Origin of the sequence: Polaribacter sp. Hel1_33_96, from assembly GCF_002846595.1 — a bacterium.
In the GTDB taxonomy this organism is placed as follows: domain Bacteria; phylum Bacteroidota; class Bacteroidia; order Flavobacteriales; family Flavobacteriaceae; genus Polaribacter.
Genome location: NZ_PJMV01000001.1, coordinates 2787597 through 2809741 on the forward strand (window position 1 = coordinate 2787597; position 22145 = coordinate 2809741).

Below are 22145 nucleotides of genomic sequence, written 5' to 3' on the forward strand. Positions count from 1 at the left end.
CTTACTTTGAAATCAAAATATCGGTACCTAAATAACCGTCATTTTTATTATAATACCAAGCTCTATTTTTTGGCATTTTTATATCGTTTATAATTTCTAATCCTGATAATAAAATATACTCTCCACTGTCTTTTTTCTCTTTAAAAAACTGATATACTTCCATCGCATACGTTTTTGGATTGAAATAAAAGTACCAAGTATCTTTACCAACCTGTTTATTGTAAGTCGCTTTTAAAACCAAATACTCTTTTCCTTGGAACTTTTTACGTTCAACTTTTGGATGAATAATGGTCCCATCATCTTTCAGTTTCATTGGTAAACCATACAAATAAGTATAATAATTCTTATACATATTTGCACGTTCACAATTTAGATTATACCTATTTTTTAACTCTTCAGACGGATTTATGTTTCCATTAATTGACATACTACAATCGTCTTTTTGAATGATATATTCTGTAACAATTGTATCTCTAATAGCTTTCACTAAAAAATATTCTTCGGGAAGATTTATTTTAATAGTACTTTTTCTTGAAGCATTCTTTGGCGTTTCCATCGTCACAAAAAGTTCTCCTTTAAAAGTTTCCCAATTTCCCTTTGGGTCATGAAATTGAATCGCTTTTTCTAATAACTCATTGCCTGTAATTTTTTGAGAAAATGAAGTAATTGAAATAAGTAGTAGTAAAAGAGTGGTCGTTTTTTTCATGTGTTTAAATTAATAAAAAATCCCGCAAAAGCAGGATTTAAAATTTTATGATTGAATATCGAGTTTTAAACTTAATTCTTTTAGTTGATCATCATCTATAAATGCTGGCGCATCGATCATTACATCTCTTCCTGAATTATTTTTTGGGAAGGCAATAAAATCACGAATCGTTTCTTGTCCTCCTAAAATAGCAACCAATCTGTCTAAACCAAAAGCCAAACCTCCATGAGGTGGTGCACCATATTCAAATGCATCCATTAAGAAGCCAAATTGTGCTTTGGCATCTTCTTCAGAAAAACCTAAATGCTTCAACATTGTTGCTTGCATTTGTTTATCATGTATTCTAATAGAACCTCCCCCAATTTCATTCCCGTTTAAAACCAAATCATACGCATTTGCTTTAACAGCTCCTGGATCTGTATCTAACAATTCCAGTTGCCCAGGTTTTGGTGACGTAAATGGATGGTGCATTGCATGGTAATGACCCGTTTCTTCATCTAATTCTAACAAAGGAAAATCTATAACCCAAAGTGGCGCAAATACTTTTGAATCTCTCAATCCTAAACGTTCTGCTAATTCCATTCTTAACGCAGATAATTGTGCTCTTACTTTATTTGTTTCTCCGGATAAAACACAGATTAAATCTCCAGGTTTTGCCCCTGTAATTACTGCCCATTTAGCCAAGTCTTCTTGGTCGTAAAACTTATCTACAGAAGATTTAAATGTTCCATCTTCGTTTAAACGACAATAAATCATTCCTAAAGCACCAACTTGTGGCCTTTTAACCCATTTTATAATATTGTCTATTTCTTTTCTAGTATAGGTATTTCCTCCCGGCACTGCAAAACCAACAACTAATTCTGCACTGTTAAAAACACCAAAATCTTTATGTTGTGTAACTTCATTTAACTCTCCAAATTTCATTCCAAAACGAATATCTGGTTTGTCATTTCCATACAATTTCATTGCATCATCATAGAGCATTCTTGGAAATTCTGCGACCTCAACTCCATTAATTTCTTTTAACAAATGACGTGTTAGTCCTTCAAAAACAGCTAAAATATCTTCTTGTTCCACAAACGCCATTTCACAGTCAATCTGTGTAAATTCTGGCTGTCTGTCTGCTCGCAAATCTTCATCTCTAAAGCATTTTACAATTTGAAAATATTTGTCCATTCCGCCAACCATTAATAATTGTTTGAATGTTTGAGGACTTTGCGGTAATGCGTAAAACTGACCTTCATTCATACGAGAAGGAACTACAAAATCTCTTGCTCCCTCTGGAGTAGACTTAATTAAATAAGGCGTTTCAACTTCAATAAATTCTTGATCAGACAAGTATTTACGAACTTCCATCGAAACTTTATGACGAAATATTAAACTGTCTTTTACCGGATTTCTCCTAATATCTAAATACCTGTATTTCATCCTAATGTCTTCACCACCATCTGTTTTATCTTCAATTGTAAAAGGCGGCGTAATAGATGCATTTAAAATCTCTAGCTTAGAAACCAATACTTCAATATCTCCTGAAGACATTTTAGAATTCTTAGATTCTCTTTCGATTACAGTTCCTGTAATTTGAATCACAAATTCTCTACCTAAAGATTTTGCTTTTTCCATCATGTCTTTTGGAGTGCGCTCTTCATCAAAAATTAATTGCGTAATTCCATACCTGTCTCGTAAATCGACCCAAACCATAAACCCTTTATCACGCGATTTCTGGACCCAACCCGCCAAGGTTACTTCTGTATTGATATGCGATGCTCTTAACTCGCCACAAGAATGACTTCTATACATTTCTTTTCTTTTAATGAACCACAAAACTAAACATTTTCTATTAAATATGCCTTTTTTGGGCGTTCATTTCTAAAGAGAAATACCCCGCTTTTCGCACTCGCTTTTTTTAAACAAAAAAGAGCTCAAACAATTGCTGCAATCAGTAACGCAGAATCCATTCAATTCTTTGTAAATTTGCTTTATGAGTGTCATCAATATACAAGAGAAGTTCAAGCTATTTTCTGACCATTGGTCACCAAAAAAAGTAGGTGAATTAAATGGGCAACAAATATTATTAGCAAAATTAAAAGGTGAGTTTTTGTTTCATAAACACGATAATGAAGATGAATGTTTTATGGTGATAAAAGGTTCTTTAGACATTGAACTAAGAGACAAAACAATTTCTTTAAGCGAAGGCGAATTTTACATTGTTCCAAAAGGAGTTGAACACAAACCAATTGCAAAAGAAGAAGTTCATATTGTTCTGTTTGAACCTCTTTCTATTAAACATACGGGAGATATTGTTGCAGATATCACTGTTGAAACTTACGAAAGCATTTAATTATGAGTAAACTATATTTAGTTCCTACGCCAATAGGTAATTTAGAAGACATAACCTTTAGAGCAATTCGTGTTTTAAAAGAAGTCGATTTTATTTTAGCAGAAGATACTCGAACCAGCGGAAAACTTTTAAAACATTTTGAGATTGATACACAAATGCACAGTCATCATATGCATAATGAGCACAAATCTATCATTGGAATTATCAACCGGATAAAAAATGGAGAAACCTGTGCTTTAATCTCTGATGCTGGAACACCTGCCATTTCAGATCCTGGATTTTTACTCACAAGAGCATGTGTAGAAAATAATATAGAAGTAGACTGTTTGCCTGGTGCGACTGCTTTTGTGCCAGCCTTGGTAAATTCTGGCTTACCAAATGACAAGTTTGTTTTTGAAGGTTTTTTGCCCGTTAAGAAAGGAAGACAAACTCGATTTTTATTATTAGCGGAAGAAAAAAGAACTATGATTTTTTATGAATCTCCCCATAAACTAGTAAAAACCTTAGCACATTTTGTAGAATATTTTGGTGCTGACAGACAGGTCTCTGTTTCTAGAGAACTTACAAAAATGTTTGAAGAAACAATTAGAGGAACCGCCACTGAAGTTTTAGCGCATTATACAAACAAACCACCAAAAGGAGAGATTGTTATTATTGTTGATGGCAAAAAATAATTTATTTTTCTAGTTTTAATTCTTTGAATTAATTTCTTTTTTTATAAACCGAAGAATAAAAATTTATAACAAAAAAAAGGAGATTGTTTTTAATTATCTCCTTTTTCTGTTCAAAAAATATTACAATCAATTATTTACCGCCTAAAAATTTAGGCTTTATAACTAACATTGCCCAAGCCCAGTTTTGAGATCCTGCAGCTGCGGATTCAGTAATTCCTTTTAACTCATACATTCCCTCGTTTGCAAACATTTGAGAATATCCAAGTAGCAAAGCATACCCTTTAAATTTCTTTTTGTATACCAAATCTATTTCTGTTCCTAATGATTTTTCTCCACTAGCTAAGGCTTGTTCTCCTCTAAAGTTTAATGCTTTCACCATTAAACTAGAAGATTTATTTAAAGTAAAGTTTGCGCTTACATGAAAATCTACTAAACCAATAGAATTTGCATGGTTGCCCACATAAAAATAATCCATAAATCCATTAAACTTATGATTTGTCCCATATAATGGAAAGAATGCCCCTGTTTCTCCTGCATCACCGTCATTACCACTAATAATTTCTAGACCCGCTCCTAAATTAACTTTTGGCGTTGCTTTGTAACTAAAGTCTATTCCTAATAAATAAGCCCCTTTTGCATCTAATGCTCCTTGACGTTGTCCAGTCTGTAAATAGGCATTTGCGGCGAATCCAAAGCTTCCGTTTTTATAATTTAAATGCGTTCCTAATGTCTGTAAGTTACTTACGCCATCTGCATTATTGTCTGCGTCAAATTCTTGAAATCCATTATTCATTAACAATAAACTACTAGAAAATTTATCCCAACTCTTCTTCATATATAACATTTGCATAGTTTTATATGAGAAAAAACCTTTGGTATTGTAGCCTGTTCCTGCAGAAACAAAACCCGTTGGGTGCGAATAATCTTGGTTAAAAGCCAATGCTACATCTAACATAAAATTGTCCTTTTTATATTTGAGTAAAGCGGCATCATGATTACGTCCTTGCTGTGCCCAATCTAAGCCTCCTAAAATTCTTTGATCGTCGTAAGAAAGAACTTGACGCCCTATTTTTGTTGATGTATTTTCTCCTAACTTAATTTCAGCCCAAGCTTGAAAAACCGCAAAAGAATTGTTCTGATCGTAAGGTAAAATCTGTCTATTTTCTCCCCAAACCATGATATCTTGCAAACTAACATATACCCAATAATTGTCAGTCATATAACTAGTATTTAGTCTTACTCTAGTAGAAATTCCAAAACCAGCCTCAGCAGCATCTGGAATTAAACTTCCAAATCCATGACGATATTCTGTTCTTGGTCTAAACTCGCCATCTAATGTAAATTGTGCTTTTGCAAATTGGAAGCATAAAAGCATTAATCCTAAAATTACGTATTGTTTCTTCATTATTTTCTTATTTTAATTTAATAGTATTTCGTTTTTAATTACTTAAAATTGACCTTTCAAAGGTAAGACCAGTTCCACACCTATATTATGATAAATCTCATAATAAAACTGACAAATAAATCTAGTGCTCTAAAAAATCTATTAAGTGCTTTCTATATGTATAATAATCGTCGTGTTCTAAAACTGATTTTCTAGTTCTTGGTCTTTCAAAATTGATGTCTAGAATATCACCAATTTTTGCTTTGGGACCGCTTGTCATCATCACAACTCTGTCTGCTAAAAAAATAGCTTCATCAACATCGTGCGTAATCATAACAGCAGTAATTTTCTCTTTATTCCATATCTCAATTAAGATATCTTGCAATTCTCCTCTCGTTAAAGAATCTAACATTCCAAAAGGCTCATCTAATAAAAGTACTTTTGGTTTAATCGCAAATGCTCTTGCAATACCCACCCTTTGTTGCATTCCTTGAGATAATTCGCTTGCTTTTTTATGAAAAGAATCTTCTAAACCTACTTTTTGTAAATAGTATTTCGCAATATCATTTCGTTGCGCTTTTGTTCCGTGAGGAAACACTTTATTTACACCCAACAATACATTTTGTAATGAGGTCATCCAAGGCATTAAACTAGGTGATTGAAAAATAACACCCCTATCTGGTCCTGGTCCGCGTATATGTTTTCCTAATACAGAAATATTTCCTCCTGAAATTGGGTTTAACCCTGCAATCATTGAGAGCATTGTTGTTTTACCGCAACCTGAATGACCAATTATAGTCACGAATTCTTCTTTTTTTATCTGAAGATTTAAATCCTCTAAAACTACATAATCACCTTTCGGAGTAGGATACACTTTTTTTAGATTTTTTAAATCCAGCATAACTTCATTCGAATGAAACAGTCTATTATTAGTAATGATTTTAGCTTTTTTTTGTTCTAATATAGTGCTCATATCATTCCATATTTAAACTGATTAACAAAATCTTTCGGACGCAAATCTGGCAATATAAATTCTTCCTTAGCTTCAGATTTTCTCTCATTCCCAATATCCATCAAATACTCAATAATAGCATTTCTTGTTTTCTTAAAATTAGGATTATCGTTCATTTCCGTTTTATCTCTTGGACGATCTAAATCAATTTTAAATTCTGGTCCTAAAGTTGCTCTTGGACCTGGGCGAAGAGGAATAATTCTATCCGCCATATAAATTCCTTCATCTACATCATTGGTAATTAATAGCGCTGTTCTTTTGTCTTTACCCCAAATATTTAAGATTTCATCTTGTAAATTCCCGCGAGTTAAAGCATCTAAAGCTCCTAAAGGTTCATCCATAATTATCATCTCTGGTTTCATTGCCAAAGCTCTTGCAACGGCAACCCTTTGACGCATTCCTCCAGATAATTCTTTTGGTCTTTTATGCATAGCTGGTGTTAAACTCACCATTTCTACATAGTCAGAAACAATCGTTTTTAACTCCAATTTAGATTTCTGTGGAAAAGCTTCTTTTACAGCCATAAAGACATTTTGTTCAACTGTTAACCAAGGCAGTAAGGAATAATTTTGAAAGATAACTCCCCGTTCATGACTTGTACCAATCACGGACTCTCCTTTAAATAAAACTTCACCACTTGTAGGCGCTAACAAACCATTTATTAGGTTTACTAAAGTTGTTTTTCCACTTCCGGTAAAACCAACAATAGCGACAAATTCTCCCTCTTCTATTTTCAAGTTTATGTTAGATAATATTTCTGTTTCCCTATCCCCTTGACCATAGGTTTTGTAAATATTATTTAATTCTAAATATGCCATTTTATAATATTTAATTATTGAATTTTTTTATATTGAATTTTTTTATTTTACAATTTAATCTTTATAGAATTACACATTTATATTGCATTTGTTTTATCAAAAGACACCCAATTTTGTATCGTTAACATTAATCGATCTAATAAAAAACCAATAATCCCAATGACAAACATGGCAACAATAATTTTTGCATTAGAATCGTTTGCTCCATTTTGGAATTCCTCCCATACAAATAGTCCTAAACCAGGACTCTGTGCCAAAAGTTCAATCGCAATTAAAACCATCCAAGCCACTGATAATGTTATTTTTAATCCGGTAAAAATTAATGGCAAGGAAGAGGGTAATACTACTTTAAAAATTTTCTGAAAAGTGCCTAATTTCAAAACTTTTGCAACGTTTATATAATCTTTATCTACAGAAGAAACGCCCATTGCTGTATTGACCAAAGTAGCCCACATAGAGCATAAACCAACACTTATAAATGAGATTGTAAATGAACTGTCTTCATTAGAATCAATCAACAATGTTTTTACAATCATAAAAACTAACAAATACCAAACAACTGGTGATACTGGTTTAAAAATTTGAATAAACCAGTTAAATGAACTTTTTAATGTTGGACTCAATCCTATAAAAATTCCTAAGGGAACAGCGATTAATAACGCCAATAAAAAACCAGCAAATACTGTTTGTAAACTTCTAAAAATTTGATCTACAAAAGAAGGCCTTCCCGTATAGGTAATTGCATTTTTACCTTCAGCGACTCTTTTGGCATTTAAAACTGTTGTCTTTTCTATAAAAGCAGCTTTATCTGCAGTAATAATATTATGATCTCTTAACAAAGATTGAAACGATTTCCAAACTTGAACAGGAGACGGCAATGTATTTGGTTCACAACTAGATTCACCGGAAGCAATACAAACTTTTAAAGCATCTGCTGCAACTTGACCTTGATCTGCTAAAGCCTTTTCTATTTTAAATTCTGCCTCAATATTGTATAAAGACTTTGCTCCTAAATGCCACAAACCAATAAATAATAAAATGGAAGCAAGTGGCACTATAGTCTTGCGTAAAAAGTTTTTAAATTCTTCTTTTTCTAGTTTTCCTATAAACAGATCTTTTAATGTTGTAAAAAAACCTAATCCTATAAAATTAGAAACCTTCCCTAGTGTTAAACTTGCTTTCATAATATTATTTTCTGGGGTATTGTTATTTTTTGTCTTTATTTCCTATTTTGAAACTATTGATGTATCCTAAAGGATCTTTTGCATCGTAAATTGTTCCGTCAATAAAATCTGCTGTTGCTGGCTTATAACCATCGGTCATAGGAATATCTGTAGCAGGTATGTTTCCTTCAGCTACTAAAAGAGCTGCTGCTTTTTTCCAGATATCTGGTCTGTAAATATCTTTAATTGTACTTGCATACCAATCTGCAGTTTTTGCATCAGGTATCTGTCCCCATCTTCTCATTTGTGTTAAAAACCAAATTCCATCAGAATAAAAAGGATATGTTGCATTGTATTTATAGAATACATTAAAGTCTGGCATATCACGTTTATCTCCTTTCTCAAACTCAAAAGTACCTGTCATAGAATTTGCTAAAACTGCTTCTGGCGCACCAACATATTGTGACATTGATAAGATTTTTACCGCTTCTTTTCTGTTTGTTGGTTCATCTAACCACTTACCAGCTCTAATTAAAGCTTTAGTAACTGCAATTGCTGTATTTGGATTTTCATCAATAAATTTCTGAGTCATTACAAATACTTTCTCTGGGTTGTTTTTCCAGATATCATAATTTGTCACAACCGGAACTCCAATCCCTTTAAAAACAGCTTGTTGATTCCAAGGTTCACCAACACAATATCCATGAATGGTACCTGCTTCTAACGTTGCTGGCATTTGTGGCGGAGGGGTTACAGATAATAAAACCTCAGCATCAATTTGTCCTTGTACATTTTCTTTTGTGTACATTCCAGGATTGATTCCTGCTGCTGCTAACCAATATCTAATTTCATAATTATGAGTTGATACAGGAAAAACCATCCCCATTTTAAATGCTTTTCCAGAATTTTTATACTCAGTAATAACTGGTTTTAAAGCTTCTGCTTTTATTGGATGAACTGGCTTACCATCTTTATCTTTTGGCACATGAGATTTCATTTTAGACCAAACATCATTAGAAACTGTAATTGCATTTCCATTTAAATCCATAGAAAAAGTAGTAACTAATTTTGCTTGACGACCAAAACCTGCTCCTGCAGCAATTGGCTGACCTGCTAACATATGCGAACCATCTAATTGACCATCAATAACACGGTCTAAAATATTTTTCCAGTTAGATTGTGCTTCGACAGAAACAAACAACCCTTCGTCTTCGAAAAAACCTTTTTCTTTAGCAATTGCCAAAGGAGCCATATCTGTTAATTTGATAAAACCAAAAGTTAATTGTGGTTTTTCAATTTCTAATGTTTTTGTTTTTGATGTTTTTGCTTCAACAGCTGCTGTTGTCTTTTTAGTTTCTTTACCTCCACAAGCAAATAGTAACATTGCTGCAGGTAAAATGAAAGTTGATTTTTTAAATAGAGATTTCATTTTTAGTAAGTTTTTATTAATCTAAGTATTAATACTTATTTTTTGACAAATATATACCCAGACATAGTTTTAACTTATGGGATTAACCATAAACAAACCTCTTTTTAAAACATATTAAAAACTATTAAAAAACATATTTATATATTAAGTTTTTGATATACAAATATTTAAAATAAAATAAAACTACTTATATTTTATACTTAGTTATTTTTTTAGATTATTTCTATGCGCAAAAAAACCTTTCTAATTAATAAATACTGAAAGGTCTTTTTGTAAACTTATTTTGGGCTCTCGTTTTCACGGAAATAACAAGAATATATTATTTATGAATCTAAATAGTAGTTATGTTCACTAATTTCGTTCTTTAAAGCTTGAAGGTTATTAATGCCAATTTTTTTTCCTTTTGCCGTAATAAGATCTTCTTTTTTAAGTACAGAAAATATTCTGATAACCTGCTCTTCCGTAGTTCCTGCATAATCTGCATATTCTTTTCTACTAAGAGGTAAGTTTAAAAAAACACCTAAATTACCAAACTTTCTGTTGATGTATAATAAGGTGTCGATAACACGTTCGCGAACCGTCATTTGAGAAATAGACTTTACTTTAGATTCGCTTTTGTTTAGTTCATTAGCATAAAAAAGCATCATATCATAAGAAAATTTAGGATTTTCTAACAGAGCTTCTTGTAAATAATCTTTAGAGAAATAACATAATATTACATCTTGTAAAGCAATAGCTCCTATAGAATAATATTCTTCTGTACCAAAACCTCTGTGCCCAATAATTTCTCCTTCTTTAGCAAAACGCACAATCTGTTCTCTACCATTAATACCTGTTCTAAAAACCTTTACAGTTCCTTTAATAATAAAAAACAATCCATTTACAGAAGCTCCTTCCATAATAAATTGCTGCCCTTTCTTACATTTTAAGGTTTTCTTGTTTTTAACAAAAGCTGAATTGGAAAGATAATTTAAATTTTTATTTATCAGACAATTAGCATTAACACAAGAAGCGCAAGAGAAGTCTGTAACCACTTTTCTTGTATTATTTGACACTATATTTTGATGTAACATCAATTCTTATTCTGTTATAATTAAAGTTATTTTTTTTTTGTTTATTTCACTAATACTATTTTCTTAAAATAGTTTTTAGAAGCTTCACATAGAGAACACTCATAAGATACTGGCAATTCAGAAAACATAGTTTTTGGTGGTATATTCTGAGTAATATCTCCAAAACTGTCATCATAAATTGTTAAGCAATCTTGACATTGATAGACTTCTAATTTTGTAGTTTTTTTCTTTACTTTAATTACTATTTCTTCTTCTTTTTCATTTCCTAACTGATCAAAATAAAGTTGACTTAACTCCATTAATAAACCTGGTAATTCTACCTTATCTACATCTTGTACATGTAAGATATAATCTCTCGTATTTGGATCAAAATTTTTTGCATACAACAAATTATAGGTATCTCTTGTTTTAAAATTACCAATCATTTCTGGTTGTTTATTTTTTTCAACAACAATAGATGTAAAATAATAAAAAGACTTGCTGTAATCTGTAATTCCAAAGGTTAAACCATATGTACTAATATCATTTTGATCGAAATTAGAAACCAAATATTTCTTAAGATTTAACGCATCTTTATTAGAAACTGGCAAATGCCAGTTTAATTCTAACATTGAGTGCCTAACATTAATACCTCTTTTACCTAAAAATTTCTCCCATATTAATTTAGATTCTTTCGGTATTCCTTTTACTACAAATGATTTCCATGGAGTTATAGAAATTTTACCAATCTTATTTTCTGAACATAATTCGCACATTTCCTTTAAAAAAGAGATGTCATATTTGTTATTTCTCCAATACAAACCCAACCAATATTTATCCATTCCAATTTTATTCATTCCTTCAAAATATGGAAAAGGGTAAAAAGGCACTTCTAAAGGTTTATCTACGGTTCTATTATTGGTATCAACTGCATCACTTACCAACTCAAAAATAGTTTCTATAGTTTCTGGTTCTTCCTGAAGAATATCTTCAATTGCAGCTTCAATTTTATCTAAATCCCAACTATAAATTAATGCAGGATACATTTTTGTTTTTTTCCAATCTGGAAGTCTCACATACAAATACCAATAATCTTCGTGTTCTGAAGCAATAAAATTAATATGTCCTGTAAACAATGGAACTAAACGTTGTTTTGGATCTGTAATATTGATTTTCAATTTTGATTTAGAACGAAATTGCTCTAAAATATACAAGTATCTATCTCCTGTTAACCAAGAAGTACTTGGAAAAATATCTGCACAAACATAAGAGGAAACAATATTTTCTACACCAGTTTCATCAATTTCTACAATTTTTAGTTTATCAAATTGAGTAAGATCATCTCGTTGTACTTTTTTAGGCAATAAAATATCTTGTCTAGATCCAAAAGAAATCGTTTTTAACCCTAAACTTTCGACAGAATCGCAAATATATTTTAGTTCTCCAGGAGATAAAACGCCTCCTTTTATGATTAATCTATTTAACTGTTTGCTCATACTCCTACTTTTGCATTATTCAAAATTTCTCTAACTTCAGTTTTGCAACTTCCACACCCTAAACCGGCACCAGTTTTGTTACATAATTCTGTAAAATTTGTGCATCCTTTTGCTATTTCTTCTTCAATGTTCCCGGAACCAACTTGACTGCATGAACAAATCAATTCTCCTAACATTGGGGTATTATTTGATGTACCTCTTAATAGCGTGTTTCGCTTATCAGACATTTCGATTTTGCTTTCAATCATTGTTTTGAATTCTGCAAATTCGTTTTTATCCCCCATTAAAACTGCACCAATTAACAAGTCATCTTTTACAATACACTTCTTATAATAGCGTTTAGAAATATCAGTAAAAATGATTTCTTCGTAACTAGAATCATTTTCTGGAACAATAATTTCACCAATACTACAGAGGTTTAAATCATTAAATTTCAAAATATTCATCAACACAGAACCTTTATAAGACTCACTAATATCACCTGCAATAAAATTGGCTAAAACACCTGCTTGTTCTTCCGCTGCTGAAGTAATTCCGAATAATTTATTATTGAATTCTGCTATTTCTCCAATAGCAAAAATGTCTGGATGTGAAGATTGTAAGTGTTGGTTCACCCTAACACCTCTTCCGCAAATAATTCCGTTATCTTTTGCAATTTCTATGTTTGGTCTTGAACCAATTGCATAGACAATTGCATTGGCAGTTATGTATTTTCCACTTTTTAGATTAATGGTTAATTCACCTGTATCTTCATCATCAAAAACAGTGCTAACTTCGTTGTCAAAATAAATTTGAATACCTCTTTCCTGCACGTCTAAAGACAATAGTTTACTTGATGTTTTATCTAATTGACGCTCCATTAGTCTAGAAGCCCTTTGCACAATTGTAATTTTTACATTTTTGTGCTTCATAGCTGCTGCCAGTTCTAAACCCAATAAACCTCCACCAACAATAACAACATGCTGTTCTTCTGGCGGCAGACCTGTGTTCTCCAAATATTTTTTAAAATTATCTGCATCTGTTTTATTTCGCATGGTAAATCTACCAGGTAAATCAATCTGTACATCTTTTGGTATAAAAGCGCGACTTCCTGTTGCCAAAATCAGCTTATCAAATTTATGTGTTACACCATTAGAATCTGTAACTATTTTGTTGTCTTTATCAATCTTATCAATAAAAGTTTCTGGATGAATTTTAATCTCTAAATTGCTTAATTCCGCGTTTTTAATCTTTAATAACTGTTCCCAAGAAAGCTCTTCTGTAATATATTCTGGTAATAAAACTCGATTGTAAAACAAGTTCGTTTCTTTAGAAAAAACATGGATTTCATCCACGTCATTATAATCTCTATAATTTTGTAAAAACCGAAAAGCTGCTGCTCCTGCGCCGGCAATCACAATTTTTTCTTTTGCCTTTTTGTATTTAGAAACAGATACGGATGTAAATTTAAAATCGGGTTCTTTAGAAACCGGATCAACAAGCGTATTTGTTAAATTATTAGCCCTATTTAAATTACTTTGTAACACTTTTCCCCAGTGCATTGGCAAGAAAACAACACCTTCTTTAATGGCATCTGTAATTTTAGCACGAACCCTAACTACACCATTTGAACTTTTTATTTCTGTAATATCGCCATCTGAAACCTTATTTAAATAAGCATCAACCGGATTTATTTCTAAAACAGGTTTTGGATAATGTGTTTTTAATCTAGAAACTTTTCCTGTTTTAGTCATGGTATGCCATTGATCTCTAACACGACCTGTTGTTAAAATCAATGGAAATTCGTCATTTGTTTTTACTGAAGTATTTTCTATGGTTGATGGAATATTGAAAATTGCTTTTTGTGATGCAGTATAAAAGTTCTTATCTTCAAAAAGACGCGGGGTTCCTTTATGGCGATATTCATTTACTGGCCATTGAAAAGTTCCTTCTGTTTTTAAGCGATCATAATTCAAAAAAGAAACATCAATATTTGTTCCTTTTGTCATAGAGGCATACTCGTCGTAAATTTCTGAAGCACTATTATAATTAAAGCCTCTAAACCCCATTCTTTGTGCAAAATCACAAAAAATTTCTACATCTGGTCTTGCTTCTCCCGGAGCATCTATTTCTTTTGGTAAATAAGAAATTCTACGTTCAGAATTTGTCATTGTCCCTTCTTTCTCTAACCAAGCAGCTGCTGGCAAAACCAAATCTGCATATTGTAAAGTATCTGATTTATGAGATATTTCTTGCACCACAACAAACTTAGAATTTGCCATTGCTTTTTCTATCTGATGCGAATTTGGCATACTCACTAAAGGATTTGTACAAGCAATCCAAACTGCTTTTAATTTTCCGCTTTCTAAAGCATCAAACATTTCTGTAGCTGTTAAACCTGGTTTTGGTGAAATTTTATCCACTCCCCAAAATTGTGCAACTTCCCTCCTATGTTCTTCGTTTTGTAAATCTTTATGTACAGCTAATAAGTTCGCCATACCACCAACTTCGCGGCCACCCATTGCATTTGGCTGACCTGTTAAAGAGAAAGGCCCTGAACCAGGTTTACCAACTTGACCTGTAATTAAAGATAAATTTAAAAGTGATGTATTTTTATCTGTACCAATAACACTTTGATTTAAACCCATAGCCCACATGCTAATGAATCCTTTAGAAAGACCTATTATTTCTGCTGCTTTTTTAATGTTATCTTGAGAAACGCCACAGATTTTAGAAGCTTGCTTTAAGCTTGTTTCAAAAATAATTTTCTTGTAAGCATCAAAACCTTCTGTATAATTATTTATAAAATCTTCATTAATTAAACCACTTTTATACAAATATCTACCAATGGCATTGTATAAAATAACATCTGTACCTGGCGTTAGTTGCAAGTGTAAATCTGCAAAATTTGCAGAATCTGTTTTACGAGGATCAATTACAATTATTTTCACATTTGGGTTTTGCTCTTTGTGTTTTTCAATCCTTCTAAATAAAATTGGATGACACCAAGCGGGGTTTGCTCCTGTAATTAAAAAAGTGTCTGCTAATTCAATATCTGCGTAAGAAATTGGCACGCTATCTTCTCCAAAAGTTTTTTTATAACCAACCACAGCAGAACTCATGCACAAACGTGAGTTGGTATCTATATTATTGGTTCCTAAAAAGCCTTTTGTCAACTTATTTGCGATGTAATATTCTTCTGTTAAACTTTGGCCTGAAACATAAAAAGCAACAGAATCTGGACCATGTTTTTTTATAATAGACTTAAAAACACTAGCTGCTCTATCTAAAGCAGTATCCCAACTTACACGCTCACGAGGATGTGAACGACTCCATCTCATCTCTGGATATAAAACCCTGTCTGAAGTATCATTAGCAACATAATGCAAGTTCATCCCTTTAGAACATAACATTCCTTTATTTACTGGATGCTCTTTATCGCCTTCAACAAAAACCTTGTTGTTAATGTCTTTTTTTATGATAATTCCACAACCAACTCCGCAATAAGAACAAGTTGTTTTAATTTCCTTTTTTTTAATCATTGAAACCAAGGTTTTATACTAAATACGACATTAAAATTTTACTAACCAAAGTTTGAATTCATTATTCAGAATACGCTAAAAAAAAGTGTTAAGAATTTTTATATCGGCAAAATAAACATTGCAAATTGATGTATTAGCAATTTCAAAATTAAGTATAAATACTTAATTTTTTAATTAAAAAATACGTATTTATAAATTATTACTACATTAATAATTACGTAATAGTGATATTAAGGATTTGGTAAAATTGACGTTAAAAAATAACCAAAATAAAAAACAAGAAGAAATAAAATTCTTATATTAATTGATATTCTTTTGATTTACTATTTAATTCCATTAAGTTTTTGGCCTCTAATTTCTTCATCAAATTAAAACGATGCACTTCTGCAGTGCGTTTGCTGATTTGCAGTTCTTCAGCAATGTCTTTATTATTTTTTAGTTCTAAAACTAAAATCAATATTTGTTTCTCTCTTTTAGTTAATTTAAAAGGAAGCTCTTTTATTTCTTTTTGTGTCGCCGCAGTTTTACTAATATTGCCGTTTACAAAGTTGTTCATTATAATTGAAGAAACATCACCTGTAAAATACTTACCACCAGAAGCCACTTTATTTAATGCTTTCAAAAACTCTTCTTTACTTGCTCCTTTTAACAAATAACCATCTGCGCCCGCTTGAATAGATCTTACAACATACTCTTCTGAATCGTGCATAGAAAGAACTAGTGTTTTTACATCTTTATGATGTTTATTAATTTCAGCGACTACTTCAATTCCGTTCATTTCTGGCATGCGAATATCAACAATAAGTATGTGAGGTTTATTTTTTGAGACCACTTCTAAAGCTTCTTTTCCATTAGAAGCTTCATCTATAACGTTGATTCCTGTTTGATCTTCTAGAAGAGCTTTGATTCCATCTCTTACCAGAACATGGTCGTCTGCTAAAATTACATTAATCATAATTATAAAAACTAAAGTTATACGCACAAAAGTACCATTTTTTAAGTAAAACTAGGTATTTGTTAAATGGGTATATTTAAAGTAACTCTTGTCCCTTTTCCTAATTCAGAATTCAAAAATAATCTTCCATCAATATATTTAATTCGTTCTTTCATAAAGGTCATTCCCATTCCTCCATCTCCATTATTTACCTTCTTTACTTCAGAGGGCACAAATCCTTTGCCATCATCATCAATTACAAGGCTTAGTAAACTTTTACTGTGAGAAAGTGAAACTACAATATGAGAAGAATCAGCATATTTAATAGCGTTATTAATTGCTTCTTGGGTAATTCTATAAATATTAATTTCAGTTAAAGAATCTAATCGATTATTAAAATCGGTTTTATTAAAAAACAAAATTTCTTTTCCTGTTAACTTTCCTAATTCTTTCGCCAATTTTGCAATCGCAGGCACAATTCCATGATCGGATAATTCTGGTGGAGTTAAATTAAAAGTTGCAGTTCTTACTCCTTTAATAATATTGGTAGTTAACTCTTTTAAATGTTGAATTTTAATAGCTGTACGCTCAATATCATTAATATTAATACTTTCTAAATTGTATTTTAATCCTGTAAGCATTTGCCCAATACCATCATGAACATCTTTGGCAATTCTATTTTGTTCTTTTTCTTGATTCTCAATAATCTTACTAGAAATGATTTTTTGCTGACTCATCTTCTCTTCAAAACTCACTGTAGTTAATCTTTCAATTTCTAACTGTGCAGCTTTTCTTTCAGTAATTTCTGATGCTATTATTAACAATTCTGATTTATCTTCCGTTAGGCGATAAGGAATGATAGACATTTCTAACCAAATATCTAGACCTTCTTTCGTGGTTGATTTTACTTCACCCTGCCAACCTGTTTTTTTATGTTGACTAATTAAATCTTCAATGAATGCCTGTTCATTTTCATTACTGGTTAAAACATTCCAAAACAATACTTCTTTTTTAAATTTAGAAAGTTTAAATAAGCGAGAAAACTTTTTTCCCATATGAATTAAATTCCCTTTTGATGAAATTCTAGCAAACAACAAAGTTTCATCCATTGCATGACTTAAAGCACGTAATTCCTTAATTGATTTTTCTTTAGAAATACTTAATTTATCTGCATCAAAAGCCATTTTTTTAGCTTTCTTTTCTGCTGATAATAAATCTGATAATGTTGCCTTAACTGATTTGGCTGTGGGCCAAAAAATGAATAAAAATTCACCCAAAAGAATTAACAAAGTCAAAACCATTAGCGAAAATTCTAACTTTCTTAACCAAACTACTTTTTCATCAGCTTCTAAATCATATTGATTCACAATTTTATCCATAATGAATAAAAATTCACCTTCATTATTAATGATTTTCTTAATATCTAAAGCTAGCTCATCAATAGATGTTAAAGGGTTTATTTCTAAATTTTTAACAATAGATTTTGATGCTTTCTGAATAGTGTCAAAAACAGGATTAATTGCTTCAAATTGTTGTTTTATTTTAACGCTGTTTTTTTTAGGAAGTCCTAAACTATCATTCCCTTTTTGCAGAGAAGTATGAGATAAATTCCATAAAACAAGGGTCTCTTTGATATCTTTTTTAAGAAGATTTCTCTTATTTTCATCAAATGAAACAGTAAGAGAAACAATTTCTTTTGTTAATTTTTGACTCAGCATTCTTTGTCTTCCAGCAATATTTATAACTGTAGAGTCACTTTTTTGCGTGTCTAAATGATTACGAACTAAAATCTGACTAATAATTACAGAGAGTGCGATTGTGCTTAAAGCAATAATATATAAACGACTTAATTTATCAAACGTTTTTTTGTCTAATGAATTGCCGTTTTTTGTCATGTGTGTATGTGTGTTTAAGAAATCGCTTGTTTCACTAAAGCTAAACCTTTTTCAGAAAAAGTAAGTTTTAAAGCAGCTTCATGACCTTTTGCAGACATTTTAATCCAAGTTTTTTTTAGAATATCTATTACTTTTTCATCAGTATGTTTAGCTGCAAATTCATCAAAATAATAATCTAAAAAAACCAAACAAATAGTGTCTTCTAAAGTTTGAGATTCTTCATTTTTCTTAATCAATTTTTTAAGGATAATTTTCTGAACTCTATCTACAAACTTTTCATCATAATCAACTTGTTGCAAAATTTCACCAGTAATATCAGCATGTAATTTTTTTAGTGTTTCACGCCATTTAAAATAGCCGACTCTATCCATTGGATATTCATTTCTTTGAATTTTCCAACGACAAATGTGCTGCGCACGTGCTGCAATTTGAAGCGGTTTTGATGCATTAGGCTCAAACATTAACAATTTTCTTGTCATTCTTTGAGAATACAATAATTCTTTAGGATATTCTAATCCTGCAACTTGATAAGTATTCTCATCTTCAGCGTTTTTTTTATCTATTAATGCAATTGCAGTTTCAAATCTTGTAGGCCTCATTTTTTGAATTTAATCTAAAAAGCCAATATACACATTTCCATCTTTAATCTTTACAGGGTAGATGGCAATTTTTAAATCTTCACCGGCTAAATTTGATCCATCTTCTAAAGAAAAATTCTTTTTATGCATTGGGCAAGCTACTTTTGGAATCCCCGCCTTATCACCAATCATACCTAAAGATAAAACCATTTCCATTTTATGCGGACATAAATTTTGAGTGGCATACCACTTACCTGTTCTTGTAAAATTATATACTGCAATTTGCTTGGTGTTATGTTTTACACAAGCACCACTATCTTCTGGAAAGTCTGTCGTTTTACCAACCTTAAACCATTCACTTACATTTGATTCTGAAACTGTTTTATATTTTTCTAATACTTCTTGCATATTGTTATTGTTTGTTACTTATTTAAACCCAAGCTTCTGGTTTTTTTTGTCCTCTCATTTTTACAAATTTGATGTTGTCATCTGTATCATCAGAATTTATAAAATGTTTAAAACGCTTCATTACTTCCTCGTTTTCTATTGCCTGTTTCCATTCGCATTCATATCTATTTACAAGCCCTTGCATTTCAGTTTCCAAATCTTCAGCAATTCCTATAGAATTTTCAATAACAACTTGTTTTAAATAATCTATTCCGCCATCTAATTTATCTAACCAAGGAGCCGTTCTAACTAAAGGACCAGCAGTTCTGATATAAAACATTAAAAAACGATCTAAGTATTTTACGACTGTTTCATCATCTAGTTGTTCTGCCAATAAAACTGCATGTTTTGGTGTTGCCCCACCGTTTCCACAGACGTATAAATTCCAACCACCATCTACAGCAATTAATCCAAAATCTTTACCTCTGGCCTCTGCACATTCTCTAATACAACCTGAAACACCTCCTTTTAATTTATGAGGAGAACGCAAGCCTCTGTATCTATTTTCTATTTCAATGGCAAAAGTGACACTTTCATGCATACCATACCTGCACCAAGTAGAACCCACACAACTTTTTACGGTTCTTAGTGATTTTCCGTAAGCATGACCGCTTTCAAATCCGGCGGCAATTAGCTCTTTCCAAATCAGTGGTAATTCATGAACTTGTGCACCAAACAAATCTATTCTTTGGCCTCCCGTAATTTTAGTATATAAATCGTATTTTTTTGCAACTTCTCCGATTACAATTAATTGATCTGGAGTAATTTCTCCAGCAGCAACTCTTGGAACTACAGAATAGGTTCCGTTTCTCTGGATATTTGCCAAAAACCGGTCATTTGTATCCTGAATTGTGGGTTGACGATTTGGAGTCTCCATCGTTACAGTTGCAAAAATTGATGCAACTAAAGGCTTACAAATTTCACATCCGTGGCCCTTTCCAAAGGCATTCAAGGTTTCTTGATAATCAGAAACTTTACTCACTTTTACTAAATCGTATAACTCTTGTCTGTTATAATCAAAATGTTCGCAAATAGTTTCTTTTACTTCTTTTCCAAGAGATTTTAAAGTTTCATTTACCAAATCTGATACCATAGGCTTGCAACCACCACAACCCGTTGTTGCTTTAGTTTTAGAAATTACATCCGCTAAATTATTACAATCTTCTTCGGTAATTGAGCAACAAATATCACCTTTACTGATACTTTCACAAGAACAAACCTGTGCAGTATCTGGCAGATCTAAAACACTTCCAAAAGAAGAACCTCCTTCACTTGCCGGTAAAATTAATTGCGATGGATCTTCAGGAATTGCCATTCCGTTTAAATAAACCTGATGCAACATATTATAATCAGAGGCATCACCAACTAGAATTCCTCCTAACAGTTTTTTACCATCATGACTAACATTAATTCTCTTATATAAATGTTGTGTTTTATTTTCAAAAATAATAGAATGTCCTTTTGAAGCTGGCATAAAAGGCTCTCCAAAACTTGCAACATCCACGCCTATCAATTTTAATTTGGTAGACATATCGATCTCTTCTGGCATTATACTTTCTGTTTTTCCTATAATCTGATGAACAGCTACTCCAGCCATATCATAACCCGGAGCAACCAAACCATATATCATTTGATTGTACAGCGCCACTTCGCCAATTGCAAAAATATTTTCATCTGAAGTTTGCATTTTATTGTTTACAACAATTCCTCCACGCACTCCCATTTCTAAACCAGCATTTTTTCCTAATTCGTCTCTTGGTCTAATTCCAGCAGAAATTACTAACATATCTACATTTAATAAATCACCTACCCCAAACTCCATTCCAACAATAGATCCATTTCCTAAAATTTGATTTGTGGTTTTTCTTAAATGTATGTTTAAACCTAATGACTCTAACTTTAATTGTAATACTTGGCTACTTCTAGCATCTAATTGTCTCGGCATTAATTTAGAAGCAAATTCTACAATATGAGGTTCTAGACCCATATCCATAACTGCTTTTCCTGCTTCTAAACCCAAAAGACCTCCACCTAAAACTGCTGCTTTAGCATCAGGGTTTTCAGCTTTTAATTTTGCTGCATACCCTAACATTCCCTCTAAATCTTCAATTGTTCTATAGACAAAAACGCCTTCCTTTTCAACTCCTTTTATAGGAGGAACAAAAGCAGAAGAACCTGTAGCTAAGACCAAATAATCGTAACTTACAGCTCTATTTTTTGCAGTAATTATTGTTTTAGATGCTCTGTGAATTTCAGAAACTTTTTCATCAACAATTAAATCAATTCCGTTTGTCAAATACCATTCTGCAGGAGCCATTTCTAATGCTTTTGCATCTTGATTCTCAAAAAACTCACTTAAATGAACTCTATCATAGGCAGGTCTAGGCTCCTCTCCAAAAACAATGATTTTAAAATCCTTACTTCTACATTTTGCTGCAAATTTCTCGCAAAACTTGTAACCAACCATTCCATTTCCTACAACAATAACCGTTTGCATAACTACGTATTTTAATACAAAATTAAGTATTTGTACTTAATTTTGTATATTCAAAATTTAAATAATTACGTATTTATCAAATTATTATCGATTTAAAAAAATGAATACTTATAATTTTAATATTATTTAAAATATATCAATTAGAATTATTAATAGTGCATTTCAATTCTAAAAAAATTATAGCTTTTCATATCTTTG

At 31.6% G+C, this 22145-nt stretch carries 17 protein-coding genes; 2 read left to right on the top strand and 15 right to left on the bottom strand.

What is annotated here, in order from left to right; all coding sequences use genetic code 11:
- Window position 1: 1 nt before the first annotated feature.
- Window positions 2–706, bottom strand: coding sequence for a DUF6503 family protein (locus ATE90_RS11935; RefSeq protein WP_036784219.1), 705 nt, complete (start codon window positions 704–706; stop codon window positions 2–4).
- A gap of 45 nt (window positions 707–751) precedes the next feature.
- Complete coding sequence (gene aspS, locus ATE90_RS11940) at window positions 752–2506, bottom strand: aspartate--tRNA ligase (RefSeq protein ID WP_036784221.1); 1755 nt, start codon at window positions 2504–2506, stop codon at window positions 752–754.
- A 181-nt stretch (window positions 2507–2687) separates the two neighbouring features.
- Here aspS and ATE90_RS11945 point away from each other — a divergent pair, with 181 nt between their 5' ends.
- On the top strand, window positions 2688–3047 hold the full coding sequence (locus tag ATE90_RS11945; RefSeq protein WP_036784224.1) for a cupin domain-containing protein: 360 nt from the start codon (window positions 2688–2690) through the stop codon (window positions 3045–3047).
- A gap of 2 nt (window positions 3048–3049) precedes the next feature.
- Window positions 3050–3721 (top strand): 16S rRNA (cytidine(1402)-2'-O)-methyltransferase, encoded by a 672-nt coding sequence (gene rsmI, locus ATE90_RS11950; RefSeq protein WP_036784226.1) that lies wholly within the window; start codon window positions 3050–3052, stop codon window positions 3719–3721.
- Window positions 3722–3851: 130 nt separating this feature from the next.
- Here rsmI and ATE90_RS11955 read toward each other — a convergent pair whose 3' ends face one another.
- The 13 genes from ATE90_RS11955 to nirB form a co-directional block, all read right to left on the bottom strand.
- Window positions 3852–5126 carry an alginate export family protein gene (locus ATE90_RS11955; protein ID WP_036784230.1) on the bottom strand — a complete coding sequence of 425 codons (1275 nt, stop codon included), beginning with the start codon at window positions 5124–5126 and terminating at the stop codon, window positions 3852–3854.
- A 121-nt stretch (window positions 5127–5247) separates the two neighbouring features.
- Window positions 5248–6078, bottom strand: a complete 831-nt coding sequence (locus ATE90_RS11960; RefSeq protein ID WP_036784233.1) for an ABC transporter ATP-binding protein — start codon at window positions 6076–6078, stop codon at window positions 5248–5250.
- Window positions 6075–6935, bottom strand: coding sequence for an ABC transporter ATP-binding protein (locus tag ATE90_RS11965; RefSeq protein WP_036784236.1), 861 nt, complete (start codon window positions 6933–6935; stop codon window positions 6075–6077). The genes ATE90_RS11960 and ATE90_RS11965 overlap by 4 nt, the downstream gene beginning before the upstream one ends.
- A gap of 77 nt (window positions 6936–7012) precedes the next feature.
- Window positions 7013–8119, bottom strand: a complete 1107-nt coding sequence (locus tag ATE90_RS11970) for an ABC transporter permease (RefSeq protein ID WP_091952521.1) — start codon at window positions 8117–8119, stop codon at window positions 7013–7015.
- Between the two features lie 22 nt (window positions 8120–8141).
- On the bottom strand, window positions 8142–9527 hold the full coding sequence (locus ATE90_RS11975; RefSeq protein WP_101451451.1) for a CmpA/NrtA family ABC transporter substrate-binding protein: 1386 nt from the start codon (window positions 9525–9527) through the stop codon (window positions 8142–8144).
- A 323-nt stretch (window positions 9528–9850) separates the two neighbouring features.
- A complete protein-coding gene (locus ATE90_RS11980) occupies window positions 9851–10582 on the bottom strand; it encodes a Crp/Fnr family transcriptional regulator (protein WP_254712322.1) in 732 nt (243 codons plus the stop codon).
- 59 nt (window positions 10583–10641) lie between these two features.
- Entirely contained in the window at window positions 10642–12075 is a 1434-nt protein-coding gene (locus tag ATE90_RS11985) for a rubredoxin (RefSeq protein ID WP_036784244.1), read from the bottom strand.
- Window positions 12072–15596, bottom strand: coding sequence for a nitrate reductase (locus tag ATE90_RS11990; protein ID WP_254712323.1), 3525 nt, complete (start codon window positions 15594–15596; stop codon window positions 12072–12074). The genes ATE90_RS11985 and ATE90_RS11990 overlap by 4 nt, the downstream gene beginning before the upstream one ends.
- Before the next feature lie 295 nt (window positions 15597–15891).
- Complete coding sequence (locus tag ATE90_RS11995) at window positions 15892–16551, bottom strand: response regulator transcription factor (protein WP_036784250.1); 660 nt, start codon at window positions 16549–16551, stop codon at window positions 15892–15894.
- Between the two features lie 62 nt (window positions 16552–16613).
- Window positions 16614–18425: a PAS domain-containing sensor histidine kinase gene (locus tag ATE90_RS12000; RefSeq protein ID WP_036784253.1), complete on the bottom strand. Its 1812-nt coding sequence runs from the start codon at window positions 18423–18425 to the stop codon at window positions 16614–16616.
- Window positions 18426–18439: 14 nt separating this feature from the next.
- Window positions 18440–19024, bottom strand: coding sequence for a DUF4202 domain-containing protein (locus ATE90_RS12005; RefSeq protein WP_036784256.1), 585 nt, complete (start codon window positions 19022–19024; stop codon window positions 18440–18442).
- A 9-nt stretch (window positions 19025–19033) separates the two neighbouring features.
- A complete protein-coding gene (gene nirD, locus ATE90_RS12010) occupies window positions 19034–19411 on the bottom strand; it encodes a nitrite reductase small subunit NirD (protein WP_036784259.1) in 378 nt (125 codons plus the stop codon).
- A 22-nt stretch (window positions 19412–19433) separates the two neighbouring features.
- Complete coding sequence (gene nirB / locus ATE90_RS12015; protein ID WP_101451452.1) at window positions 19434–21947, bottom strand: nitrite reductase large subunit NirB; 2514 nt, start codon at window positions 21945–21947, stop codon at window positions 19434–19436.
- Window positions 21948–22145: the final 198 nt, after the last annotated feature.